Source organism: Arsenicicoccus dermatophilus (genome assembly GCF_022568795.1).
GTDB lineage: Bacteria > Actinomycetota > Actinomycetes > Actinomycetales > Dermatophilaceae > Arsenicicoccus > Arsenicicoccus dermatophilus.
This window is the reverse complement of record NZ_JAKZHU010000001.1, coordinates 901404-926001: the sequence shown is the minus strand read 5'-3', so window position 1 is coordinate 926001 and position 24598 is coordinate 901404. Positions and strand designations below refer to the sequence as shown.

The 24598-nt window shown below is 73.3% G+C and carries 17 protein-coding genes; 12 read left to right on the top strand and 5 right to left on the bottom strand.

What is annotated here, in order from left to right; translation table 11 throughout:
• The 4 genes from MM438_RS04365 (at position 1) to MM438_RS04350 (ending at position 5999) form a co-directional block, all read left to right on the top strand.
• Positions 1–1863, top strand: a complete 1863-nt coding sequence (locus MM438_RS04365; RefSeq protein WP_241451311.1) for a Na+/H+ antiporter — start codon at positions 1–3, stop codon at positions 1861–1863.
• 2 nt (positions 1864–1865) lie between these two features.
• Complete coding sequence (locus MM438_RS04360; RefSeq protein WP_241451310.1) at positions 1866–2582, top strand: alpha/beta fold hydrolase; 717 nt, start codon at positions 1866–1868, stop codon at positions 2580–2582.
• 10 nt (positions 2583–2592) lie between these two features.
• Positions 2593–3246, top strand: a complete 654-nt coding sequence (locus tag MM438_RS04355) for a Maf family protein (RefSeq protein WP_241451309.1) — start codon at positions 2593–2595, stop codon at positions 3244–3246.
• 536 nt (positions 3247–3782) lie between these two features.
• Positions 3783–5999 carry a M4 family metallopeptidase gene (locus MM438_RS04350; RefSeq protein WP_241451308.1) on the top strand — a complete coding sequence of 739 codons (2217 nt, stop codon included), beginning with the start codon at positions 3783–3785 and terminating at the stop codon, positions 5997–5999.
• Between the two features lie 157 nt (positions 6000–6156).
• On the opposite strand, the gene MM438_RS04345 is transcribed toward MM438_RS04350, so the two are convergent.
• Both MM438_RS04345 and MM438_RS04340 read right to left on the bottom strand, forming a co-directional pair.
• Complete coding sequence (locus MM438_RS04345) at positions 6157–7707, bottom strand: acyl-CoA carboxylase subunit beta (protein WP_241451307.1); 1551 nt, start codon at positions 7705–7707, stop codon at positions 6157–6159.
• Positions 7708–7866: 159 nt separating this feature from the next.
• Positions 7867–9057: an acyl-CoA dehydrogenase family protein gene (locus MM438_RS04340; protein ID WP_241453286.1), complete on the bottom strand. Its 1191-nt coding sequence runs from the start codon at positions 9055–9057 to the stop codon at positions 7867–7869.
• A gap of 79 nt (positions 9058–9136) precedes the next feature.
• On the opposite strand from MM438_RS04340, the gene MM438_RS04335 reads away from it, so the two are divergent.
• The 4 genes from MM438_RS04335 to MM438_RS04320 all read left to right on the top strand — a co-directional run bounded on the left by MM438_RS04335 (position 9137) and on the right by MM438_RS04320 (position 15126).
• Complete coding sequence (locus MM438_RS04335) at positions 9137–9583, top strand: MerR family transcriptional regulator (RefSeq protein WP_241451306.1); 447 nt, start codon at positions 9137–9139, stop codon at positions 9581–9583.
• A gap of 76 nt (positions 9584–9659) precedes the next feature.
• Positions 9660–11921, top strand: a complete 2262-nt coding sequence (locus MM438_RS04330) for an excalibur calcium-binding domain-containing protein (protein WP_241451305.1) — start codon at positions 9660–9662, stop codon at positions 11919–11921.
• 176 nt (positions 11922–12097) lie between these two features.
• Positions 12098–13096 (top strand): vWA domain-containing protein, encoded by a 999-nt coding sequence (locus MM438_RS04325; protein WP_241451304.1) that lies wholly within the window; start codon positions 12098–12100, stop codon positions 13094–13096.
• Between the two features lie 245 nt (positions 13097–13341).
• Positions 13342–15126 (top strand): ATP-binding protein, encoded by a 1785-nt coding sequence (locus tag MM438_RS04320; RefSeq protein ID WP_241451303.1) that lies wholly within the window; start codon positions 13342–13344, stop codon positions 15124–15126.
• Positions 15127–15339: 213 nt separating this feature from the next.
• Here the strand turns inward: MM438_RS04320 and MM438_RS04315 are convergent, their stop codons facing one another.
• Entirely contained in the window at positions 15340–15864 is a 525-nt protein-coding gene (locus tag MM438_RS04315) for a type 1 glutamine amidotransferase domain-containing protein (protein ID WP_241451302.1), read from the bottom strand.
• 105 nt (positions 15865–15969) lie between these two features.
• A complete protein-coding gene (locus MM438_RS04310) occupies positions 15970–17448 on the bottom strand; it encodes an NAD(P)H-quinone dehydrogenase (protein ID WP_241451301.1) in 1479 nt (492 codons plus the stop codon).
• 83 nt (positions 17449–17531) lie between these two features.
• On the opposite strand from MM438_RS04310, the gene MM438_RS04305 reads away from it, so the two are divergent.
• From MM438_RS04305 to MM438_RS04290, 4 genes are read left to right on the top strand one after another with little or no spacing between them, the layout of a single operon-like run.
• Entirely contained in the window at positions 17532–19031 is a 1500-nt protein-coding gene (locus MM438_RS04305; RefSeq protein ID WP_241451300.1) for an Hsp70 family protein, read from the top strand.
• Positions 19032–19053: 22 nt separating this feature from the next.
• Positions 19054–19920 (top strand): purine-nucleoside phosphorylase, encoded by an 867-nt coding sequence (locus MM438_RS04300; RefSeq protein WP_241451299.1) that lies wholly within the window; start codon positions 19054–19056, stop codon positions 19918–19920.
• Positions 19917–21623, top strand: a complete 1707-nt coding sequence (locus tag MM438_RS04295) for a phospho-sugar mutase (protein WP_241451297.1) — start codon at positions 19917–19919, stop codon at positions 21621–21623. The genes MM438_RS04300 and MM438_RS04295 overlap by 4 nt, the downstream gene beginning before the upstream one ends.
• Positions 21620–22315 (top strand): uridine kinase family protein, encoded by a 696-nt coding sequence (locus MM438_RS04290; RefSeq protein ID WP_241451296.1) that lies wholly within the window; start codon positions 21620–21622, stop codon positions 22313–22315. Before MM438_RS04295 ends, MM438_RS04290 begins: the two co-directional genes overlap by 4 nt.
• 287 nt (positions 22316–22602) lie before the next feature.
• On the opposite strand, the gene MM438_RS04285 is transcribed toward MM438_RS04290, so the two are convergent.
• Complete coding sequence (locus tag MM438_RS04285; RefSeq protein WP_277627917.1) at positions 22603–24504, bottom strand: S8 family peptidase; 1902 nt, start codon at positions 24502–24504, stop codon at positions 22603–22605.
• Positions 24505–24598: the final 94 nt, after the last annotated feature.

Genomic DNA, 24598 nt, shown 5'->3' with positions numbered 1-24598 from the left:
GTGGAGATCCTCACCCTCGTCGTGGGCCTGGCCCTCACGGTCCTCGCCGTCACCACCCTGTCCGACCGCTGGGGCCTGTCCGCGCCCCTCGTGCTCATCCTGGTCGGACTGATCGGGTCCTACCTGCCCTTCGTGCACGAGCCGATGCTCTCCCCCGAGCTCGTGCTGGTGGGGATCCTGCCGCCGCTGCTCTACACCGCGTCGCACAACACCTCCCTGGTCGACTTCCGGGCCAACCTGTCCGCCATCGGGTGGTTGTCGATCGGGCTGGTGCTCTTCACCGCCCTCGGGGTCGCCCTGGTGGTGCAGGGAATCCTCCCGGTCCCCTTCGCCGCAGCCTTCGCGATCGGCGCGGTGGTGGCGCCGCCGGACGCCGTCGCCGCGACCGCCGTCGCCAAGCAGATCGGGCTCCCGCGACGCGTGGTCACCGTGCTGGAGGGTGAGTCCCTGGTCAACGACGCCACCGCCCTGGTGTCCCTGCGCACGGCGACCCAGGCCCTCGTCGCCACCGTCTCCGTGGGCGCCGTGCTGCTGGACTTCGGTCGCGCGGTGCTCGTCGGCGTCGGGGTCGGCCTCCTGGTGGCGGTGGTCGCGAGCCAGGTGCTGCGGCGCACCACCGACCCGGTCGCCACGACGGCGCTGAGCTTCCTGCTGCCCTTCATCGCGTTCGCGCCGGCCGAGGAGCTGCACGGCTCCGGGGTCCTGGCCGTCGTCGTCGCGGGCCTGCTGCTGGGCCACGAGGCGCCCGTCGTGGAGACCGCGCAGTCCCGGGTGACCACCCGCGTCAACTGGCGCACGATCACCTACCTGCTCGAGAACTCCGTCTTCCTGCTCGTGGGCCTGCAGACCCGCTCCATCGTCAGCGCCGCAGGCCGGTCCAGCCTCGGCTGGGGCCGGGTGATCGGCGTGTGCGTCGCCGCCCTGCTGGCCGTGATGGTGCTGCGCGTCGTGTGGATCATGGCCACACGCTTCGTGGTCCGCGCCCGGGGCCGGGCGGGCACCCCGACCACCGAGGCCGCCGTGGTCGCCTGGGCCGGGATGCGCGGCGTGGTGACCCTCGCCGCCGCGCTGTCCCTGCCCGCCGCCACCCCGCACCGCGAGGTCCTCGTCCTGGTCGCGCTGGTGGTCACCGCGGGCACCCTGCTGATCCAGGGCCTGACCCTGCCGCTCGTGGCGCGCCGGCTCGGCGTGCACGGGCCCGACCCGCGCGAGGACGCCCTGCAGGAGGCCACGCTCTACGCTCGCGCGGTGGCTGCCGGGCACCGGGCGATGCGGGAGGTGGTGACCCCGGAGACCGCCGAGCTGCTGGACCAGCTCCGGGCGCAGTCCGAGCAGCGGGTCAACGCCGTCTGGGAGCGGCTGGGCGGCTGGCGCCAGGGGCAGGAGACCCCCTCGGAGGCCTATCGCCGCCTGCGCACGGTGGCCCTGCACGCCGAGCGTGAGGAGGTCCTCCGGGCCCGCGCCGAGGGGACCGTCGACCAGGAGGTCATCGCCTCGGTCCTGTCCGCGCTGGACGTGGAGGAGAGCTCGCTGGTGCGGGTCGAGGACCGCGCCCGCCGGGTCCGCGCCGCGCTCACCCCGGCCCTGCCCTCCGCCCCGTGCGAGCACCTCGCCGCCGCGCCCTGCTACGTCGAGCCCCGGACCACGGGCGAGTGCATCGGCTGCCGGGCCGAGGGCACGGTCCCGGTCCACCTGCGCCTCTGCCTGACCTGCGGGTACGTCGGCTGCTGCGACTCCTCCGCCGGCCGCCACGCCACCCGTCACTTCCAGGCGACCGGGCACCCGGCGATGCGCTCCTTCGAGCCAGGCGAGTCCTGGCGCTGGTGCTACGTCGACGAGCTGCTCGCCGCCGGGCAGGAGTGAGGATGGCGGCGACCCTCGTGCTGGTGCACGGCACCCGGATGAGCTCGCAGTTCTGGCGGGACTACCCGGCGCTGCTGCCCGGCGTGCGGATCGTCACCCCCGACCTTCCCGGTCACGGGGCCCGGGTCGGCGAGGAGTTCACCTGGGACTCGGCGCTCGCGACGATCGACGACGCGGTCCAGGACACGAGCGGGCCCGTGGTGCTGGCCGGACACTCCCTGGGCGGCTATGTCGCCATGGCCTGGGCAGCCCGGCACCCGCGCCGGCTCGCCGGGCTCGCCCTCGTCGGGTCCTGCGCCATACCGCGCGGTCCCGGGCTGCTGGCCTACCAGGGCTTCGCCCGGCTGGTGCCCGTCGTCGGCCCGGCCCGGGTGGCGCGGGTCGCCAACGCCCTGATCACCCGGCTGGCCTCCGGACGAGACCTGACCGGGATCGTCGACGACGGCGAGGCCTACGCCGCCCTGCCCACGGCGTGGGCGGCCGTCACCGCCCACGCCCGACCCGAGCTGCTGGGCGAGGTCACCTGCCCGCTCCTGCTGCTCAACGGCAGCCGGGACCAGCTGCGGCTCCACGCCCGAGCCTTCGCCCGGGCCGCCGTCTGCGCGGCGGAGGTGCGCGTGGTCACCGTGGCGGGCGCCACCCACGTCCTGCCGCTCACCCACGCGCCCCGCTGCGCCGCCGAGCTGCAGACGCTCCTGGACCGGGCCGGTGACCGCTAGGGTCACGCTCATGCCGGTGCCCCTGGTCCTCGCCTCCGCCTCCCCCGCCCGTCTCGCCACGCTGCGGGGCGCCGGTCTCGCGCCATACGTCCAGGTCTCCCAGGTCGACGAGCCCGCCGTGGTGGCCCGGGTCGAGGCCGGGCGCGGCCCGCTCTCCCCCGCCGACCACGCCCTGGTGCTCGCCGAGGCCAAGCGCGACGACGTCGCCGGTCGCCTGCACGCCCAGGGCTGCACGGACCGGCTGGTCCTCGGCTGCGACTCGGTGCTCGAGCTCGACGGTCGGGTCCACGGCAAGCCCGAGCTGCCGCAGGTCGCGACCGATCGCTGGCGGACCATGCGGGGCCGCTCCGGAACCCTGCACTCCGGCCACGCGGTCACCGACCTGCGCACCGGCAGGTCGATCAGCCGGACGGCCAGCAGCACCGTCGTGCACTTCGCCGAGCTCACCGACGACGAGATCGAGCGGTATGTCGCCACGGGCGAGCCCCTCTGGGTCGCCGGCGCGTTCACCGTCGACGGCCTGGGTGGGGCCTTCGTCACCGGCATCGAGGGCGACCACCACAACGTCGTCGGGGTGTCCCTGCCGCTGCTGCGCGAGCTGCTGCTGGAGCTGGGGGTCGGCTGGTTCGACCTGGAACGCGTCACCCCCGACGGGGACGTCTGACCTGCCCAGGTCGCCCCTGACCCGGCGTCGGCGGCGACGGCGGGAGCGCCACGACTCCCGTCGGAGGCGATGCGGGTCACCGCCGGCTTCCCCCAGGAGGAGCCGACCCCCCGGCCTGCAGGTCGTCGACCTGCCTGCGGGCGAGGACGCCGTCTGCTGCGTGCCTCGCGGCGCGGGGCGGGCGTCGGGGCCTCCTGGCAGGCGCTGGTGCAGCGCGTCGAGGCCACCGGACAGGTGCCGGACGTCGGCTGCTGCGAGGACGACGTCCGCCCCCCGTGATCCCGGGGGTCCACCCTGCGCCGTGGCGGCGGGTGGACCCCTGGTCAGCCGTCCGAGACCTGGGCATCGCCCCCTTTCGTCAATCACCCGTTCGGCGCAACTCAGACGTACAGTCTGGACATATCCGCCGCGAACGGGTGTGATCGTCCAATCAGCCTTGGACCGACGTCTGGCGTTCGACGACCAGCCTCGTCCCTGTGGCACCTCCCCCCGTCGGCACCCCCCATCGGCCGGCGGCCTCGAGAAAGACGCACCAGATGAAGCGTTTCACCGTCGCAGCGACCTTCACCCTCGCCTGCGCCACGGCCATCACCCCGATCGCCCTCACCTCCGGCGCCTCGGCAGCCGGTGGCGACAACGGCGGCCGCCAGGCCGTCCTCCTCGCACCCTCGGCGCGCGCCTCGGCCATGGCCTCCGCGCAGGACTCCGCCGGTGAGATGGTCAAGGCTCTCGGCCTCACCTCCGACGACTCCTTCAAGGTCAAGGCCATCGTCAAGGACGCCGACGGCTCGACCCACGTCCGCGTCGACCGCTTCTTCAAGGGTGTCAAGGTCGTCGGTGGCGACCTGATCGTCCACCGTGACAAGTCGGGCAAGGTCACCGGCCACGACGGCATGTTCACCGGCAAGATCACCGTGGGCACCAAGCCCTCCATCGCCAAGGCGACCGCCGAGACCAAGGGTCTGGCCGCCGCCAAGGCCGAGGCCAGCGCCAGCAAGCAGAAGCGCGGGCTCAACCAGGCCGCCCTGGCCGGCAACACCCTGGTCATCCACGTCGACGACAAGGGCACCCAGAAGCTCGCCTACGAGGTCAAGACCACCGGCTTCGCCGGCGACCGGACCCCCTCGCGCATCAAGTCCTACATCGACGCGGACACCGGCGCGACCATCTCCTCCTACGACGAGATCGCCTTCGGCTCCGGCAACGGCGTCTTCGTCGGCAGCGTCACCCTGAGCACCACCTCGTCCGGGGGCAGCTACCTGCTGAAGAACCCCACCACGGGGAACTACACCACGGACGCCAACAACCAGAAGATCAACGGCACCACGTTCACCGACCCGGACGACACCTGGGGCAACGGCTCCAACTCCAACCGTCAGAGCGCCGGTGTCGACGCGCAGTTCGGTGCGGACAAGACCTTCGAGTACTACAAAAAGGTGATGGGTCGCAACGGCATCTGGGACAACGGCACCGGTGCCCGCTCGCGCGTCCACTACGACAACAACTACACCAACGCCTTCTGGGACGGCAGCCAGATGACCTACGGCGACGGTGAGGGCAACAACGCGCCGCTGACCGAGATCGACGTCGCCGCCCACGAGATGAGCCACGGTGTCACCGAGAACACCGCCGGTCTGGCCTACGAGGGCGACGCCGGTGGTCTGAACGAGTCCACCTCGGACATCTTCGGTGTCGCGGTGGAGTTCTACGCCAACCTGCCCAAGGACAAGCCGGACTACTACATGGGCGAGCTGATCAACCTGCGGGGCGACGGCACCCCGCTGCGCTACATGGACAAGCCCTCCAAGGACGGCGTCTCCTACGACTGCTGGTCCTCGAGCGTGGGCAGCGCCGACCCGCACCACTCGTCCGGCCCGGGCAACCACTGGTTCTACCTGGCCTCCGAGGGCTCCGGCGCCAAGACCATCAACGGGATCAACTACAACAGCCCGACCTGCAACAGCTCCACGGTGACCGGCGCCGGCCGCGAGAACATCGAGAAGGTGTGGTACCGCACCCTGTCGACCAAGCTCACCTCGACGTCCACCTACAAGGCCGCTCGTGAGGGTGCCATCAAGTCGGCCATCGAGCTGTACGGCGAGAACAGCCAGGTCTGCAAGTCGGTCGAGTCCGCGTTCAGCGCGATCGCGGTGCCCGCGGGCACCGCCAAGTGCGGCACCGGCACCCCGACCCCGACCCCCACCGGCACCGCGACCCCGACGACCTCGCCGTCGCCGACCGGCACGGCCACGCCGACCAGCACCGGGACCGCGACGCCGACCTCCACGCCGCAGCCCGGCGGCAGCGTCGTCACCAACGGTGACTTCGAGGCCGGCCAGTCCGGCTGGACCGGCTCGTCCGGCCCGATCACCGACAACACGGGTCGCAAGGCGCACTCCGGCAGCTGGAAGCTCTGGCTCGGTGGCAACGGTTCCAGCGGCACCGAGTACGAGCAGCAGACCATCAAGGTCCCGGCCGGTTCGCCGAAGCTGACCTACTGGGTGGCCATCGACACCGCGGAGACCTCGTACTACTCCAAGTACGACACCGCCAAGGTCCAGCTGATCGACGACGGCACCAAGGTCGCCTACACCGTGGCCAGCTACTCCAACCTGGACAAGACCTCCGGCTACGTCCAGAAGACCATCGACCTGTCCTCGTACGCAGGCAAGACGGTCACGTTGAAGTTCACCGCCACCGAGGACTCCCTCAACCAGACCTCCTTCGTCTTCGACGACGTCGCGGTCCAGTGACCGGAGCCTGACGGCACCCCGCTCGACGCGAGCGCCCCGGACCTCACGGTCCGGGGCGCTCGCCCGTCGACGGCAGCGGACAGCAGCCCGAGCAGAGACGGCGGCCGCGCACCCGACGGGTGCGCGGCCGCCGTGGCGTGGAGGCGGTCGCCGCCGGTCAGACCGGGGAGATCCCGGTGTGTCGTGAGGTGAAGTAGCGCGAGCGCCCCGAGGCGTAGCCGAGCCGGTGGATGATCTGGGCCCGCAGGTCCTCGGGCTCGCAGATGTCGTCGATCACCAGGTCCGCCGCCAGGCGCTCGAGGTCGATGTCCTTCTCGTACTCCTCGCGTCGCGCTCGCACGAAGGCGTCGCGGTCGGCACCCTCGGGGATCTCGGCGATCTTGTTGGCGTAGACCGCGTTGACCGCGGCCTCGGGGCCCATCACCCCGATCCGGGCGGTGGGCAGGGCGATCGTCGCGTCGGGGGCGAAACCCGGGCCACCCATGGCGTACAACCCCGCGCCGTAGGCCTTGCGGACGACGACGCACAGCTGGGGGACGGTGGCCGCGGACACGGCATACACCATCTTGGCGCCGTGGCGGATGATCCCGCCGCGCTCCACCTCGGAGCCGATCATGAATCCGGGCACGTCGGCGAGGTAGACGATCGGGATGGAGTAGGCGTCGCAGGTGGTGATGAACCGCGCGGCCTTGTCCGCGGAGTCGCTGAACAGCACGCCACCCTTGACCGCGGAGTTGTTGGCGACGAATCCCACGGTCTGGCCGGCCACCCGGCCGTAGCCCACCACGAGCTCTGCCGCGAAGGTGGGCTTGACCTCGAAGAACTGCTCGTCGTCGACGAGCCGGTCGATGACCTCGTGGATGTCGAAAGGCACCGACTCGACCTCGGGGATGTCCGCCCGGGTCAGCGGCTGGGCGGGCTCCTCCGCGTCGAAGACCGGGGTGGGCGAGCGCCAGGAGAGCGGCATGTAGGAGAAGTACTCCCGCGCCAGCTCGATGGCCTCCTCGTCGTCGTGGGCGAGCAGGTCTCCGACGCCGGACACCGTGCAGTGCATGCGGGCCCCGCCGAGGTCCTCGAGGGAGACCTTCTCCCCCACGACCATCTCGGCCATGCGCGGGGACCCGAGATACATGGAGGCATTGCCGTCGACCATGATCACGATGTCGGTGAAGCTGGGGATGTAGGCCCCGCCGGCCGCGGACGGCCCGAAGAGGCAGCAGATCTGAGGCACCTTGCCGGACAGCGCGACCTGGTTGTGGAAGATCCTGCCCGCGCCCCGGCGGCCCGGGAACATCTCGACCTGGTCGGTGATCCGGGCCCCCGCGGAGTCCACGAACCAGAACACCGGCAGCTCCTCGCGCAGGGCCGTCTCGGTGGCGCGGACGATCTTTTCGACCGTGCGGGCGCCCCACGAGCCGGCTTTGACCGTGGGGTCGTTGGCGACCACGATCGCGGGCCGTCCCTGGACCAGACCGCGCCCGGTCACGACCCCGTCGGCGGGCAACCCGCTCGCCGTCGCGTTGGCATAGCGCCCGTCCTCGACGAAGCTCCCCTCGTCGAAGAGCAGCGCGACCCGGTCGCGGACGTAGAGCTTGCCCTGGGCGGCGAGCTTGTCGGCGGCCTTGGCGGGCGGGGTGGCGGAGGCGGCGTGGGCGGCGGCGAGGCGCGCGCGGACGTCGGCAACCTTGGGATCCGGCTGGTGAGCCATCAGGTGTCCCTTCGGGTGCGGTCGACGGTGCGACCGACGGGTGCGATCAGGGGTATGACGACATGCTGGCGTGCCACGGGCAGACGCGCCACCGTGCCCCCGCGCGGTGGTCGGGCCGGGCGACGACGCCTGACCGGGCCCGACCACCCGGGGTTGGCCTCAGGTGGTGGGCAGGCCCAGGCCGCGGCCGATGAGCATCCGCTGCACCTCGGAGGTGCCCTCGCCGATCTCCAGGATCTTGGCGTCGCGGTAGAACCGCGCCACGGGGTACTCCTCCATGAAGCCGTTGCCGCCGAAGATCTGCGTGGCCATCCGGGTGGAGGTCACGGCCGCCTCGGAGGTGTACAGCTTGGCGATGGCCGCGGCCTGCTTGAACTCCTGCAGGCTGCGGCGCCCGGCGTCGAGCTCGTCCTTGAGCCAGGCCGCCTTGTAGGTCAGGTTGCGGGCGTTCTCCAGCATCACGGCCATGTCGGCGAGCTGGAAGGAGACGCCCTGGTTGACCCCGATCGGCCGGCCGAAGGTCAGCCGCGTCCTGGCGTAGGCGACCGATTCCTCCAGCATGCGCGCGATGCAGCCGACGGCGAGGGCGGCGATGGCCACCCGACCGTCGTCGAGGGTGGCCAGGAACTGGCCGTAGCCCTTGCCGCGGGTGCCGAGCAGGTTGGCCTCGGGGACGTGCACGTCGGTGAAGGACAGTCCGTGGGTGTCGGAGATGTTCCACCCGAGCTTGTCGTACGGCGGGGCCACGTCGAAGCCGGGGGTGCCGCTGGGGATCATGATGGCGCTGATCTCGGCCTTGCCGTCCTCGCGGGTGCCGGTGCGGGCGGTGACGGTGACGACCGAGGTGATGTCGGTGCCGGAGTTGGTGATGAAGCTCTTGGCGCCGTCGACGACCCACTCGCCGTCCACCAGCTCGGCGCGGGTCCTGGTGCCGCCGGCGTCCGAGCCCGCGTCCGGCTCGGTCAGCCCGAAGCCGGCGAGGGCGCGACCCGCGGCGAGGTCGGGCAGCCAGCGCTCGCGCTGCTCCTGGGTGCCGAAGGTGAGGATCGGGTTGATGCCCAGGCCGACGCCGGCCTCGAGGGTGATGCCCATGGACTGGTCGATCCGGCCGAGCTCCTCGATGGCGAGGCAGAGATAGGTGAACTCGCCGTCGCTGTGCTCGCCCTTGTGGCCTCCGAACTCCTCGGGGACGACCAGGCCGAAGAGGCCGAGCTCGCCCATCCTGGGGATCAGGTCGGCGGGGAAGTGGTGCTCGCGGTCCCACCGGGCGACGTGCGGGGCGATCTCGCCCTCCGCGAAGTCGCGCACGGTGCGACGGAAGTCCTCGTGGTCCTGGGTGAGCTCGAACACGGCGACGCTGCCTCTCGACGGGCTGATGGGGACGATGGGTTGCTTGACGTTGACGTAAACGTAAAGCACGATGCAGGGCATGACAACCCCGGACGAGTGGTCGATCGCGCAGATCGCGGCCGACTTCGGGGTGACGCATCGCACCGTCCGCCACTACGAGGACCTGGGCCTGCTCTCCCCCGAGCGGCGCGGCACCCAGCGCGTCTACCACCGCCGCGAGCGCACCCGGCTCGGGCTGATCCTGCGGGGCAGGCGACTGGGCTTCCCCCTCGAGGAGATCCGCACCATCGTCGAGATGTATGACGAGGCGCAGGGCCCGACCTCCCAGCTGCGCTACGTCCTCGACCAGATCGACGACCGCCGGGAGGACCTGCGTCAGCGCCTGGAGGACCTGCGCGCGTCGATGGCCGAGCTCGATCGGTTCGAGCAGCGCTGTCGCGAGGAGCTCGCCCGGCGCGAGGTGCACCGGGGCCCGGGACCGGCCACCCCGGGGTCGGCACCAGACACCTCCCCTCTTTCGGGCTAGTTATCTCTCTTTGAGTGTGTCCGCTGCGGCGGTCCGCATACGGTCGACGGGTACGCCCACGACCTGAAGGACCTGCATGTCTTCCACGAGCCCGCGACTGCTCGCATCCGCCGGCACGCTGCTCGCTCTGTCCCTGGTGAGCGTGTCGCCCGCACGGGCAGCAGCCCCCAGCGACCCCGCCGTCCCCGCCCCGGGCGGTCGGTCGGCGCTGCCCGTGAGCCTCGACCGGGCCGGAAGCACCTTCACCTCCCTCGCCGCCCCCCTCGAGCTGGACACGGACGGCGACGGCACGCGGGACACCGTGGCCTACCAGCTCACCCTGACCCCGGAGATCGAGCAGGCCACCCGCCTGCAGGTGCGCCAGACCCGGTCCGCGACCGGCACGCGGGCCGCCCGGATCGCCCTGGCCACCGCGTCCCGCGACCAACGGCTGGCCCTCGGCCGACAGGTCCCCGGCGCCGCGGCGCTCGACGCCGATCTCCTCGACCGGGTCGTGGCCGACGCGGCGCAGGTGGCCATCTGGCACCAGGGCGCACCCGTCCAGCCGGCCGCCCGTCCCTACGCCACCGGTCCGACGGGCATGGACCTCGCTGCCCTGGCCGCCGTGCACGTCGCGGTCTACCGCGCCCTGCTCGACACGCCGGTCGGCGGCAGCGCCGGCCCCGAGCTCGTCGTCACCGCCCCCTCCGGGGTGGAGGGTCGTCTGATCCCCGTCGCGGGCACCGCGCCCCTCACCCGCGCCGTGCCCGCCCTGGGCACCGCGCTGCCCGGCAGCACCCCGGCGCCGCGCGCGACCACGGCACCCACCACCGCGCCGGGCGCGACCCCCATCGCCGCACCCACGCCGGCACCCACCGCTCCCCCGGCCCCCACCACGCCGGGCGCCACCCCGGCACCGACGCCGACCTCCCCGGCCCCCACCGCGGGCGCGCCGACCGCGGCACCGACGACCCCGCCGACGGCGACCGCGTCCCCGGCCCCCAGCCCCACGCCCACCGCGCCGCGCCGCCCGGTCTCGCCGGCGCTCCCGCCGGCCTCGGCCGCCCTGCAGCCCGCACGACAGACGGCAGCCCCCGTGCCCGTCGCCGTCGTCCTGCCCGGTGACCCGACGACCGGCCCGCAGCGCCGCGACGTCCTCGCCCTGCCCTATGCCTTCGACACCGACGGCGACGGGACCCGCGACACGACGGGCTTCACGATGGAGCCCGACCTCGCCGTCCCGACGACCACCTCGGTGACCCTCAGCGGCACCGAGGGCTGGAGCAGCAACAGCCTGCCGTCCGCCGTCCCGGACCCGGCCGAGTGGTCCGCGATCCGCGACCGGGTCGCCACCCTCACCGGTCTGGCCGCCACCGCCGACGGCCGGGAAGCCCTGCTGCACCGCGCCGGGGTGGACCTGCCCGCCCAGCCCGTGGGCGAGCGGGACGCCCTGGTGCTCCAGGCGGTCCAGGTCACGGTGTGGCAGCTGTCGTCCGGCGTGCGACCGGCCGACGACTACACCTATGCCGCCGACCCGCAGGTCCCCGTCAGCGGCGACCGGGCGGCGCTCGGCAAGGCCTTCCGCACCCTGGTGGGACGCCTCGCCGCTCTCCCGGCCGAGGCATCCAGCGCGGCCGAGGTCTTCCGCGTCGACGTGCCCTCGGTCACCCGGGCCGAGGCCGCGCCGACCGTGACCGGCGGCCGGTCGGCGGTGCGGGCCGCCGGCGCCTACCGCGCTCCTTCCCTCGTCGTGGGCACCGCCCGCCCGGCCCGGGTGCAGGCTCTGCCCGCCGCCCTCCCGGCCGCGCCGGCGCCGAGCGTCGGTGCCCTGCCGCCCGCGTCCGACAAGTACTCCTCCTGCCTGGCGCTCAAGCGCACGGACATCAGCAAGCAGGACGCGGACTACCGCACGGCTCTGGACAAGGACGGCGACGGGATCGCCTGCGAGAGCAACGCCCAGGACGGCCCCGTCGATCTCGGTCGCCCGGCCGGCACCGCGGCCTCCGTGCCCGCCGTGGTCCCGGCGGCCGCCACCCCCCAGAGCCCGACCGTGGTGCCCACCTCCGCGTCCGCCGCCACCGCCAGCGCCGGCGGCGGCACCGGGATGACCTGCCCCGACTACGCCGCCCAGGGCGTCACCGACATCGCGTCGGGCGACCCGCGCTACACCGGCTCCCTGGACGCCGACAGCGACGGGATCGCCTGCGAGGCCGGCGGCGAGGGCGCGGCGACCGGTCAGCAGCTCGCCCAGACCGGTGCCGACGTGGCGACCCTGCTGGGCGGCGCGGGCGCGCTGCTCGCGGCGGGCGTCGGTCTGGTCCGCGTCGGTTACCGCCGCCGCCCCGCCCAGGGGGGCTGACCCGGCGCCACCGGTCGACCACGGACCGGCAGGGCGCTGACCTCGCCGCCCGTGCCGCGCAGCGGACGACATACGACCGGCAGGACCGCGCGCCGCGGCCGACGGTGCCCCGATCGTGATGTGCCACAAGGGGTTCCTGGCATCACGGCGTGCCGGACACGGGCAGAATGTCCGACATGGCCCGACCGAACAGTCCCGCCCGCCTCTCCCTCGCGGCGTTCGTGGCATCCGTCGCTCTCGCCGGGTGCGGCGACGCCAGCCGGACCACGACCTCGGCGTCCTCGGTCACGGCGAGCTCCGTGGTCCCCGCCGCCACGGTCACCGTCACCTCCACCACCGCCCCCCGCCCCACCGTCACGGTCACCCGGACCGAGGACGCACCGCCCGCGCCCGTCGCCGAGACCACCAGGACCGTGGTCACCGAGCGCGTCGGCACCGTGGCGGCGGCCGGCGTGGCCCCCGCGGGCGACGTCAAGGGCGGACGGATGCTGCTCATCCTGGACTCCTCGGGGTCCATGGCGGCGAGGGACGCGGCAGGTCGCAGCCGGATGGAGGGCGCCCAGGCGGCGCTGCGCTCGGTGATCGACGGGCTGCCCGACGACGCCCAGGTCGGGCTGCGGGTCTACGGCTCCCGGGTGCGGGTCTCGGGCAAGGCCGCCCCGGGCTCCCCCGCCTGCACCGACAGCCGCCTGGTGGTGCCGGTGGGCCGGCTCGACCGCCGGGCCATGAAGGACCAGATCGCACGCTTCGCGCCCTACGGCGACACCCCGATCGGCTACACCCTCGAGCAGGTGGTCGGTGACCTGGGCCGCAGCGGGCAGCGGTCGGTGGTGCTGGTGTCGGACGGCGAGGAGTCCTGCTCCGGCGATCCCTGCGCGGTGGCCAAGCGGCTGTCGACGGAGGGGATCGCCATGAACGTGCACACCGTCGGCCTGGAGGTCGGCGAAGCCGCCAAGCGACAGCTGCAGTGCATCGCGGAGGCCACGGGCGGCAGCTATCACGACGCGACCAGCCAGGACCTCACCCGGACGATCAACGAGACGGTGACCACCGCGCGCGGCACGGGCCGCACCTGGGGCACGTCGAGCACCCACCGGGGCCCGGAGCCCGGAGCCCTCGGCGCCACCATCGTGATCGTGTTCCTGCTGTGGCTGCTCACCCGGAGCAAGAGCTAGCGCGCCGCCCGCTCGCAGATCCCCACCCTCGGCGGGCGACGTGTCACGATAGGTGACATGCATGCGCTGATTGCCGAGCTGCCCGCCGTGGCAGCCGCGACCTCGACGACGACCGGCCGTGACGTCGCCATCGCCCTGCTGCTGGTCGGTCTCATCGCCTGGCTGCTCAACAACTGAGCCCCGCCGACGCAGATCACACTGCGCACGACGGGCCGCCGCGCGCGGGCCGTAATAGGCTCCGGACCATGGCCTCCATCACCAAAGTCCTGATCGCTAACCGTGGCGAGATCGCGGTCCGCGTGGCCCGCGCCTGCAAGGACGCGGGCATCGCCTCGGTCGCCGTCTACGCCGAGCCCGACCGCGACGCCCTCCACGTCAAGGTCGCCGACGAGGCCTACGCCCTCGGTGGGTCCACGCCCGGCGAGTCCTACCTCGTCCAGGACAAGCTCCTCCAGGTCGCCTCGGAGGCCGGCGCCGACGCCGTGCACCCCGGCTACGGGTTCCTGTCCGAGAACGCCGACTTCGCCCAGGCCGTGATCGACGCCGGCCTGACCTGGATCGGCCCGCCACCGGCCGCCATCGACTCCCTCGGCGACAAGGTCAAGGCCCGCCACATCGCCACCAAGGCCGACGCGCCGCTCGTGCCGGGGACCAAGGACCCGGTCGAGTCCGCCGACGAGGTCGTGGCCTTCGCCCAGGAGCACGGGCTGCCGGTCGCCATCAAGGCGGCCTACGGCGGCGGCGGACGCGGGCTCAAGGTCGCCCGCACCATGGAGGAGATCCCCGAGCTCTACGACTCGGCCGTCCGCGAGGCCGTGACGGCCTTCGGTCGTGGCGAGTGCTTCGTCGAGCGCTTCCTGGACAAGCCGCGGCACGTCGAGACCCAGTGCCTCGCCGACCAGCACGGCAACGTCGTCGTCGTCTCCACCCGCGACTGCTCGCTGCAGCGCCGCAACCAGAAGCTCGTCGAGGAGGCGCCCGCGCCGTTCCTGTCCGACGAGCAGAACGCCGAGCTCGTCCGCGCCTCCAAGGCCATCCTCAAGGAGGCGGGCTACCACGGCGCCGGCACCTGCGAGTTCCTCGTCGGCCAGGACGGGGTGATCTCCTTCCTGGAGGTCAACACCCGTCTGCAGGTGGAGCACCCGGTCTCCGAGGAGGTCACCGGCATCGACCTGGTCCGCGAGATGTTCCGCATCGCCGAGGGCCAGGAGCTGGGCTACGACGACCCGCAGGTCCACGCCCACTCCATCGAGTTCCGGCTGAACGGCGAGGACGCGGGCCGCAACTTCCTGCCCGCCCCGGGCACGGTCGCCCGCTTCGAGCCCCCCGCCGGCCCCGGCGTCCGCCTGGACACCGGCATCGTCGAGGGCGACGTCATCGGCGGCAACTTCGACTCCATGCTGGCCAAGCTCGTCGTCACCGGTGCCACCCGCCAGCAGGCGGTCGAGCGGGCCCGCCGCGCGCTCGACGAGTTCCAGATCGACGGCATGCCGACGGTGCTGCCCTTCCACCGCAAGGTCGTCCGCGACGAGGCCTTCGCCCCGGCCGACCCGCAGCAACCGTTCACGGTGCACACCCGCTGGATCGAGACCGAGTTCGCCAACGACATCGAGCCCTTCTCGGGCGGCGCGGCCGACGCCCCCGAGTCCGACGAGCGCCAGAAGGTCGTCGTCGAGGTCGGCGGCAAGCGCCTGGAGGTGTCGCTGCCCGGCAACCTCTCCCTCGGCGGGAGCGGCTCCGCGTCTGCTGCCAAGAAGAAGGCCCCCCGCCGCGCCGGCGGCGGTCGAGCGGGCGGCGCCGCGGCGTCGGGTGACTCGCTCACGGCGCCCATGCAGGGCACCATCGTCAAGATCGCGGTGGAGGAGGGCCAGCAGGTCCAGGCCGGCGAGCTCGTCCTGGTGCTCGAGGCGATGAAGATGGAGCAGCCGATCAACGCGCACAAGGCCGGCACCGTCACCGGCATCGCCGCCGCGGTGGGCGAGACCGTCTCCAACGGCGCTGTCCTCATGGAGATCAAGGACGCCGAGTGACCTGCCGTCGGTAGTCGGCTCGGCCGGACCTCGGTGTCCAGGCCGCAGCGACCGCCCCCCGGCGGGTCCAGCGCGAGCGGGCCCGGCATACCCCGCCAGAGAGGGTATGCCGGGCCCGCCGTGGTGAGTGCCCACCCGGTCGCGCGGTGCCGAGAGTCCTCCCCGACGTGCCGGGGCGGGAAGGCTCCGCAGGAGCCGGGGCCGGGGCCGGGGTCAGCCCCGCAGGGCGGCCACGATGGCCTTGGCGAAGGCCGGGATGTCGTCCGGGTTGCGGCTTGTGATGAGGTTGCCGTCGGTGACGACCTCCTCGTCGACCCACTCGCCGCCCGCGTTGCGGATGTCGGTCTGGACGCTGGGCCACGACGCCAGGCGGCGGCCCCGGACCACGTCGGCCTCCACGAGGACCCACGCGGCGTGGCAGATCGCGGCCACCGGCTTGCCGGAGCCGACGAACTCCTTGACGAAGGACACCGCGTCGTCCTCCATCCGCAGCGCGTCGGGGTTGGCCACGCCCCCGGGCAGGACGAGGGCGGCGTAGTCGCCGACCCGGGCCTGCGAGACCACGACGTCGACCGGGCGCTTCTCGGCCTTGTCGAGGTGGTCGAAGGTCTGGACCTCACCGGCCTCGATGCTGATCAGCACGGGCTCGTGCCCGGCCTCGGTGACGGCGTCCCACGGCTGGGTGAGCTCGACGCGCTCGATCCCTTCGCCGGCGACGAGGAATGCGACCTTGGACATGGTGCTGCCTCCTTGAGGTACGAGGTGGGGGACGGTCACCCGTCCCCCACCTCGTGCCCTACCCCCGGCCGCCGGGGCCTCAGACGTCGTCGGGCCTCGCTTCGCTCACTCGGCCGTGTGCAGTCGGCGCGCCGCCTCGGCGATCGAGCCGGTCATCGACGGATAGACGGTGAAGGTGTGCGCGACCTGGTCGACGGTGAGGCGGTTCTCCACGGCCAGGGCGACGGGGAAGATCAGCTCGGATGCCTTGGGCGCCACCACGACCCCGCCCATGAGCAGCCCCGACGCCTTGCGGGCGTAGAGCTTGACGAAACCGTCGGTGAACTGGTCCATCTTGGAGCGCGGGTTCGTGGCCAGCGGCATCATGATCTCGCGGACGTCGAGCTCCTGGTCGGCGATGTCCTTGGCGGACACGCCGACCGTGGCGATCTCGGGGTCGGTGAAGATCGTGGCGGACACGCCGTGGAGGTTGAGCGGCTGCACGGCATCGCCCAACGCGTGCCACATCGCCGTGCGCCCCTGCATCGCCGCCACCGACGCGAGCGGCAGGGCGGCCGTGCAGTCGCCAGCGGCATAGATGCCGTTGACGCTGGTGCGCGACACCCGGTCGACCTCGATGTGTCCGGACTCGGTGAGCTGGACCCCGCACTCGGCCAGGCCCAGGCCCTCGGTGGCGGGCACCGAGCCGACGGCCATGATGCAGTGGCTGCCCTCGACCGTGCGGCCGTCGGTGAGGGTGGCGACGACACGGTCACCCACCCGCTCGACGGTCTCGGCGCGGGAGCGGTTGAGCACCACCATGCCGCGTCGGCGGAAGACGTCCTCGATGACACGGGCGGCGTCGGGGTCCTCGCCGGGCAGGACGTGGTCGCGCGAGGAGATCAGCGTGACCTTGCTGCCCAGCGCGAGATAGGCGTGGGCGAGCTCGGCGCCGGTGACGCCGGAGCCGACGACGACGAGGTGCTCGGGCACCTCGGGCAGCGCCCAGATCTGCTTCCAGGTGAGGATCCGCTCGCCGTCGGGGCGGGCGCTCGCGAGGACCCGCGGGGTGGCGCCGACCGACACGAGCACGACGTCGGCGTCGAGCATCTCCTCGGCGTGGTCGCGCTCGACCCCGGGCTGGTCCTCCTCGGTGACGTGCTCCGGCGCCGTCGCCACGACGGGCGTCACCGACACCTTGCCGGGCGCGACGAGTCGACCGACGCCCTTGAGGACGGTGATGCCCTCGCTGACGAGGCGGGCCTCGATGTCCTGCGACTGGCGCACCGCCAGGCGCAGGATCCGGGCGTTGACGTCGGCCAGGTCGGCCACCGCGACGTCGTCGGCCTCCAGGTCCGAGCTCCGCCCGGTGGTGGGGTCCTCGAGGTGCACCCCCATGTCCCGGCTCTGCGACATACGCGTCATGAAGCTCGCGGTGGAGATCAAGGCCTTGCTGGGGACGCAGTCGGTGAGGACCGCCGCACCGCCCAGGCCGTCCCGGTCGACCACGGTGACGGTGGCGCCGAGCTGAGCAGCGACGAGGGCTGCCTCGTAGCCCCCCGGGCCACCACCGAGGATCACGACAGACTGGTTGCGTTCGATCACGGGTCCATCCAACCATCACGACGCGTGTGCCGGGGCACGGACCTTGCGTGACCGACGTGTCCCGATTCCCTAGCCTGGGTTCCATGAACCTGGGCGTTGACCTCGGCACCACCCGCACGATCGTCGCCACCGCCGACCGGGGCAACTATCCGGTCGTCACCTTCTACGACGACGACGGAGACGCGAGCGACCACGTCCCCTCCCTCGTGGCCCGCGACGGGGACCGGCTCCGGCACGGCTTCGACGCCCTGCGCGCCGCCGCCGACGGGGCCGAGCTCACCCGCTCCTTCAAGCGGGTCCTGTCCGACCCGCTCGTGACCGCGCAGACCCCGGTGGTCGTCGGCGGTCGCCCGGTGCCGGTCCTGCAGCTGCTCACGACCTACCTGCTCGCGCTGCGCACCCAGCTGGTCGAGCGCTCCAGCCTGTCGCCGCACCTGACCCACGACAGCGAGCTCCGCGCCGCGATCGGGGTGCCCGCCCACGCGCACGGGGCGCAGCGCTTCCTGACGCTGGAGGCCTTCCGACGGGCAGGCTTCACCGTGGTCGCCATGCTCAACGAGCCGTCCGCGGCGGGCTTCGAGTTCACCCACCGCCAGGCCCGCGCCCTCTCCCGCACCCGGACCAAGGTCGTGGTCTACGACCTCGGCGGAGGGACCTTCGACGCGTCGGTGGTGGACGTGGCCGGCACCCACCACGAGGTGCTCGGCTCGGCGGGGCTCAACCGCCTGGGCGGCGACGACGTGGACGAGGTGATCGCGACCCTGGCCGCCGAGCGTGCCAGCACGAGCCTGGCCGTGCTGCCGCGGGCCGCCCGGGCCGCTGTGCTCGACCAGACCCGGGACGCCAAGGAGCGGCTCTCCCCGCAGACCCGCCGGATGCTGCTGGACGTGGCGGGGCGCGACGTCACGATCGACGTGGCCGAGGCCTACGAGCGGGTGGCCCCGCTGGTGCAGCGGTCGGTGGACTGCATGGCCCCGCTCGTGGACGGCATCGACGACGGCGGTCTCGCGGGGATCTACCTCGTCGGCGGGGGCAGCGGGCTGCCCCTCGTGCCGCGGCTGCTGCGGGAGCGCTTCGGACGCCGCGTGCACCGCTCCCCCATGCCGGCCGCCTCCACCGCGGTCGGGCTCGCCATCGCCGCGGACGGCACCGAGGGCTACTCGCTGCGCGACCGGCTGGCACGCGGCTTCGGGGTCTTCCGCGAGCTGCGCGACGGCGAGGCCTTCTCCTTCGACCCGATCTACGGCCGCGAGGACGTGCTCGACCCCTCGGCCGCGCGGGTGGTGACCCGCCGCTACCGCGCGGCGCACAACCTCGGGTGCTACCGGTATGTCGAGCACTCCGGCCTCACCCCGAGCGGCGACCCCTCCGGGGACCTGATGCCCTTCGCCGAGGTGGTGTTCCCCTTCGACCCGACACTGCGGGACGGCCGGGGCCTGGGCGGCGCGACCGTCGAGCGACGTCCCGGGGGGCCGCTGGTCGAGGAGCGCTACGTCCTGGACGAGCACGGGATCGTCCAGGTGAGCCTGACGGACCTGGAGACGGGCTATGCCCAGACGCACGCCCTCCGGGTGGGGTTCTGACCCGCCCACTAGGGTTTGACCCATGAGCCATGACCTGCGCGATCCCGCCACCGATCCCTTCGAGGTGGCCCGCGCCGCCGCCGCCGTCATCGCCGAGCGCACCGGCGGCGAGGAGCACGACGTGGCCCTGGTCCTGGGCTCCGGCTGGGGCGGCACCGCGGACCTGATCGGCGAGACGCTGACCGTCGTCGACAACGCCGACGTGCCGGGCTTCACCACCTCCGCGGTGGTCGGCCACAGCAGCACCATCCGGTCCGTGGCCCTGGGCGACACCGGGCGTCGCGCACTCGTCTACGGCACCCGCACCCACTACTACGAGGGCAAGGGGGTGCGGGCCGTGGTCCACGGGGTCCGCACCGCCGCCGCCGCGGGCTGCCGCACCGTCGTCCTCACCAACGGCTGCGGGGGGCTGCGCCCGGAGTGGGCACCGGGCACCCCGGTGCTCATCAGCGACCACATCAACCTCACCGCGCACTCCCCGCTGGAGGGCGCGACCTTCGTGGACCTCACCGACCTCTACTCCTCGCGCCTGCGGGCGCTCGCGCGCGAGGTCGACCCCGGGCTGGCGGAGGGGGTCTACGTGCAGTTCCCCGGGCCCCACTACGAGACGCCCGCCGAGGTGCGGATGGCGCGCACCCTCGGCGGTGACCTGGTCGGCATGTCCACCTCCCTCGAGGCGATCGCCGCCCGCCACGCCGGTCTGGAGGTGCTCGGCGTCTCCCTGGTGACCAACCCCGCGGCCGGCGTCTCGGACCAGGCGCTCTCCCACGAGGAGGTCCTCGAGGCGGGCCGGGCCGCGTCCGACCGGTGCGGTCGGCTGCTCGCCGACGTCGTGACCCGGATCGCCCAGCGCCGCCCCGCCGACCACGAGGAGCGTCGAGCCGTATGACGAACCGCACCGACGCCGCCCGCGCCGACGCGCTCGCCGCCCTGCTGGCCACCGCCCGCACCTGGCGCGACGACGATCCCGACGAGACCACCCGCGCCGAGCTGGACGCGCTGGTCCTCGCCGCCGAGCGCGGCGACACCGTGGCCGCGGCGGACCTGGCCGACCGCTTCGCGGGGACGCTGGAGTTCGGCACCGCCGGGCTGCGCGGCGCGCTCGGGGCGGGTCCGCGCCGGATGAACCGCGCCGTCGTCATCCGCGCCGCGGCCGGGCTCGTCGCCTGGCTGCAGGGCGAGGGCGGGCGGGCCGCGCCGGTCGTGGTCGTGGGCTTCGACGCGCGCCACGGCTCCGACGAGTTCGCCCGGGACACCGCGGCCGTGGTCACCGCTGCGGGCGGGCGGGCGCTGGTCCTCCCCCGCCCGCTGCCGACCCCGGTGCTGGCCTTCGCCATACGGCATCTCGGGGCGGACGCCGGCGTCATGGTGACGGCGTCGCACAACCCGCCGCAGGACAACGGCTACAAGGTCTATCTCGGGGACGGCTCGCAGATCGTGCCGCCCGTCGACGCGCAGATCGCCGCGCACATCGCCGCGGTCGGATCCGTCGCGGACGTTCCCCGTGCGGACGACGGCTGGCAGACGCTGGGCGAGGAGCTGCTCGACGCCTACGTGGCGCGGGCCGCGGCGCTGGTCGACGCGGACACCCCGCGCGACGTCACCGTGGTCCACACCTCCCTGCACGGCGTCGGCACCGAGACCGTGCAGCGGGCCTTCGCGCAGGCGGGTCTGCCTGCGCCGCAGGAGGTCTCGAGCCAAGAGGCCCCGGACCCGGACTTCCCCACCGTGGCCTTCCCCAACCCCGAGGAGCCCGGCGCGATCGACGCGGCGCTCGACCTCGCGGCCCAGGCGGACCCGGACCTGGTCGTCGCCAACGACCCGGACGCCGACCGGTGCGCCGCGGCCGTCCGCGACGGCGAGGGCTGGCGGATGCTGCGCGGCGACGAGCTCGGCGCGGTCCTCGGGCAGGCTGCCGTCGACCGGCTGCTGGCCGACCCCACCGCCCCCCGTCGGGTCCTCGCCTGCTCGATCGTGTCCTCCCGGCTGCTCGCTGCCATGGCGCGCGCGGCGGGGTTGGAGCACCGCGAGACGCTGACCGGCTTCAAGTGGATCGCCCGGGTGCCGGGGCTGGCCTACGGCTACGAGGAGGCGCTCGGGTACTGCGTCGACCCGGATGCCGTGCAGGACAAGGACGGCGTCTCCGCGGCGCTGGTGCTCGTCCAACTGGTCGCCCGTCTCAAGGCCCAGGGCCGCACCCTCACCGACGTGCTCGACGACCTGGCCGTGGCCCACGGCGTCCACGCGACCGATGCCTTCTCGGTGCGGGTGAGCGACCTGGCGCTGATGCCCGCCCTGATGGAACGCCTGCGCGGCGAGAGGCCCGAGCAGATCGGGGGGTCTGCGGTCGAGCGTCTCGACGACCTGGCTGCCGGGTCGGCCGACCTGCCCCCCACCGACGGGTTGCGCTACCACCTCGCGGACGGGTCCCGGATCGTCGTGCGGCCCTCCGGCACCGAGCCCAAGGTCAAGGTCTATCTCGAGGCGATCGAGCCCGTGCGGGGCCGAGAGGACCTGGCCCGGGCCCGCGCCGAGGCCGCTCGCCGGCTGGCCGGCATCCGGGAGGACCTGACCCGGCTGACCGCGCTGTGAGCGACGCCCCGGCGCGGTCGTCGCGCACGGTCGCGCCGGGCGACCGCGCCCGGGTGGTCGTGGTGTGCGGGCCGGGCGGCGCGGGCAAGTCCCGCCTCGCCGACCGGCTGCGCCGCGAGCTGGACTGGCCCACCGTCCGGCTCGACGACTTCTATCGCGACGGCGACGACCCGGGCCTGCCCATGCTCGCCGAGCTCGGCATCCCGGACTGGGACGACCCACGGTCCTGGGACGCCGCCGCCGCGCTCGACGCCCTGGAGGCCCTGTGCCTGACGGGCGAGGTCGACCTGCCGGGATACGACATCGCCACCTCACGCCGGGTGGCCGGGGCGCGGGTGACGCTGCCGCCGGGCCGGCTCGTGGTCGCGGAGGGGATCTTCGCCGCCGAGCTGGTGGGCGACCTGCGCCGCCGTGGGCTGCTCCGCGAGGCCTGGTGCGTGCGGCGCACCCCGTGGGTCACGTTCACGCTGCGGCTCGCCCGCGATCTGCGCGAGCGGCGCAAGCCCCCGCTGACGCTGGTGCGCCGCGGGCTCGCGCTGCGCCGGGGCGAGCGTGGCACGGTCGCCCACCAGGTGTGGCTCGGGGCCGACCCGGTCACCCCGGGCGAGGCCTGGCAGCGGGCCCGGCGGCTCGACGGTGGACGGGGTGCACGGAGCCCACGGCTCGCCCCAGGAAGCCGGTGGGGATGGTGACGGTGCCGTCCAGCGAGGCGGCGCACTCGCGGTCGAGGCCCTTGCGTCGCCCCGGGTCACCGACGCGGCCCGCCCTGCCGCTATGAATCCCGACGTGGGCTCCAGACTCCCGCGGCCGGCCGGTGCTCAACCGCTGGGTGTCACCACGCCGAGCAGATCCCGCGGGTCCCGACGGCGTGCTCGCGGTGCGCCGCACGTCGGCAGGCCGCGTCGATCGGCGGACGCGCCGACGGCCCCGGCTGCGCCTGCCGGGGCCGTCCTCCTGCGCGGTGTGGGGAGCGCCCCGGTCACCGGACCTTGAGGGCCACCGCGTCCACCTGGAAGGTCGTCTGCTTCCAGGAGTCCTCCTTGCCGGTCCAGGTCAGGGTGACCGTCTGACCGGCATACTTCGTCAGGTCGATGCTGGCATCGACGTAGCCTGAGGTCTTGCCCAGGTTGGAGTAGGTCGCCAACGTCGTGCTGCCCGCGGTGACGGTGAGGGTGTCCCGCGGCGTGGTCGTCGTGATCTCGTCGCTGAGGACCTTGAGCTTGAAGGACAAGGTTGCCTGCGAGGTCGACGGGATGGTCACGCTGCGGCTCAGCGCCGCGGTGTTGGTGCGGCCCTGGCCGTTGAGCTTGGCCAGGTGGGTGCCCTCGGCGGCGTCACCGGTCGTGATGACCGTGCTGGGGGTGGCCGTCCAACCGGTGCTGCCCGACTCGAAGCCGCCGTTGGTGAGGATGTCGCGGCCCTGGTCGGGGACCTTGCCGGTCACCTTGGCGACCGCGGCGCCCGCGTCCAGGATGCCCGCGCCGCAGCCGGTGCAGGAGGACGGGAACGCGCGCGCGGTGGACGTCAGCGTGCTGCGCACCTCGGCGGGAGTCAGCGTGGGCTTGAGCCCCACCAGCAGCCCGGCCACACCGGCGACGTGGGGCGCAGCCATCGAGGTGCCGGCGTACTGCACGTAGGTCGGGTCACCCGGAGTGGTCTTCCCGGCGTTCATCGTCGACAGGATCGCGGTGTCGCCCACGATCTTGTCCTTCTCGCCGCCGGGAGCCGCGAGGGCGATGTTGGAGCCGTGGTTCGAGTAGTACGTGAGCGCGCCACCCTTGCCGGTGGCACTGACGTTGACCACGCCAGCGCAGTTGCCGGGAGCGTAGTTGGCCGAGTCGTCGTGAGAGTTGCCCGCGGCGGTGACGATGGTCATGCCGCGACCGGCGGCGGCGTTGATGGCCTCCTGGTAGGCCGGGGTGCAGGCCTCCTTGCCACCGAGGCTCAGGTTGGCGACCTTGGCGGGGTTGGCGTTGGGGGTGGTGCCGGCGACCGCGCCGCCGGACGCCCACGTGATGGCGTCGATGACGTCGGCGTCGGAGCCGCCGCACTTGGCGAGGACCCGGACCGGGACGATCTTGGCCTTGGGCGCGATGCCCGCGACGCCGGTGCGGTTGTCGGTCACCGCGGCGATGGTCCCTGCGACGTGGGTGCCGTGCCAGCTGGAGTCGTGCTGGAAGGAGGCCGAGCACTCGCCGTCGGCGTTCCAGTCGCCCTCGTCCTGGGGGTTGGCGTCGCGACCGTCGTTGTCGCGGGCGTAGACCGCCTTGCTGACCATGTCGTAGCCGGGCAGCACGTTGGCGTCCAGGTCGGGATGCCTGGTGATGCCGGTGTCCAGGACCGCGACCACGGCGCCGTTGCCCTGGGCCTGCTGCCAGGCGGCGGGCGCGTTGATGCCGCCGATGGCGTCGTTGAGGTCCCACTGCTCGGGATAGCGCGGGTCGTTCGGGGCTCCGGGGAGGTCGAAGCCCGACACGCGGCCGTTGACCACGGCGTACTCCACGGCGCCGCTGGCGAGCAGCGCCTGCCGGGCCCGCTCGGTGGCGGCCGGGGTGGTGGCGGTCGTGGCGACCAGGGTGGCCCCGATGCCGAGCGTGCGGACCTCGGACAGGGTGGAGCCGCCCCGGCGACCCGCGGCGGCGAGGGTCTGGCGGCGCTCGGAGGTGGCCTGCAGGCCACGGTGCTCGGGCTTGAACTTGACGATCAGCTCGGCGGGCTCGGCGGCGCGGGCCGCGGGGGTGGGGGCTGCGGGGGTGGGAGCGCCGGCCTCACGCGGCTGCGTCGCCGCGTGGACCGGTGCGGCCGGCACCCCGGAGGCCAGGGTCAGCGAGGCCGCGAGAGTGATCGCCAGGCGCCCGGGACGGGGGGTGGAGCGTGACATGGGGGATCCAATCTGTCACCTGGATGGGTGGTGGTAAGTGAGCAAACTGTAGATCCCTGGGACATACCTGTTCAAGGGACACGGATGGACTATC

What these genes read in the sequence shown, in the direction of transcription:
- MM438_RS04325 (WP_241451304.1), top strand. Translation starts at nt 12,098, where the DNA reads ATGGCCCGACCGAACAGTCCCGCCCGCCTCTCCCTCGCGGCGTTCGTG.
- MM438_RS04315 (WP_241451302.1), bottom strand. Translation starts at nt 15,864, where the DNA reads ATGTCCAAGGTCGCATTCCTCGTCGCCGGCGAAGGGATCGAGCGCGTC.
- MM438_RS04330 (WP_241451305.1), top strand. Translation starts at nt 9,660, where the DNA reads ATGTCTTCCACGAGCCCGCGACTGCTCGCATCCGCCGGCACGCTGCTC.
- MM438_RS04300 (WP_241451299.1), top strand. Translation starts at nt 19,054, where the DNA reads ATGAGCCATGACCTGCGCGATCCCGCCACCGATCCCTTCGAGGTGGCC.
- MM438_RS04295 (WP_241451297.1), top strand. Translation starts at nt 19,917, where the DNA reads ATGACGAACCGCACCGACGCCGCCCGCGCCGACGCGCTCGCCGCCCTG.
- MM438_RS04350 (WP_241451308.1), top strand. Translation starts at nt 3,783, where the DNA reads ATGAAGCGTTTCACCGTCGCAGCGACCTTCACCCTCGCCTGCGCCACG.
- MM438_RS04285 (WP_277627917.1), bottom strand. Translation starts at nt 24,504, where the DNA reads ATGTCACGCTCCACCCCCCGTCCCGGGCGCCTGGCGATCACTCTCGCG.
- MM438_RS04360 (WP_241451310.1), top strand. Translation starts at nt 1,866, where the DNA reads ATGGCGGCGACCCTCGTGCTGGTGCACGGCACCCGGATGAGCTCGCAG.
- MM438_RS04345 (WP_241451307.1), bottom strand. Translation starts at nt 7,707, where the DNA reads ATGGCTCACCAGCCGGATCCCAAGGTTGCCGACGTCCGCGCGCGCCTC.
- MM438_RS04355 (WP_241451309.1), top strand. Translation starts at nt 2,593, where the DNA reads ATGCCGGTGCCCCTGGTCCTCGCCTCCGCCTCCCCCGCCCGTCTCGCC.
- MM438_RS04305 (WP_241451300.1), top strand. Translation starts at nt 17,532, where the DNA reads ATGAACCTGGGCGTTGACCTCGGCACCACCCGCACGATCGTCGCCACC.
- MM438_RS04335 (WP_241451306.1), top strand. Translation starts at nt 9,137, where the DNA reads ATGACAACCCCGGACGAGTGGTCGATCGCGCAGATCGCGGCCGACTTC.
- MM438_RS04320 (WP_241451303.1), top strand. Translation starts at nt 13,342, where the DNA reads ATGGCCTCCATCACCAAAGTCCTGATCGCTAACCGTGGCGAGATCGCG.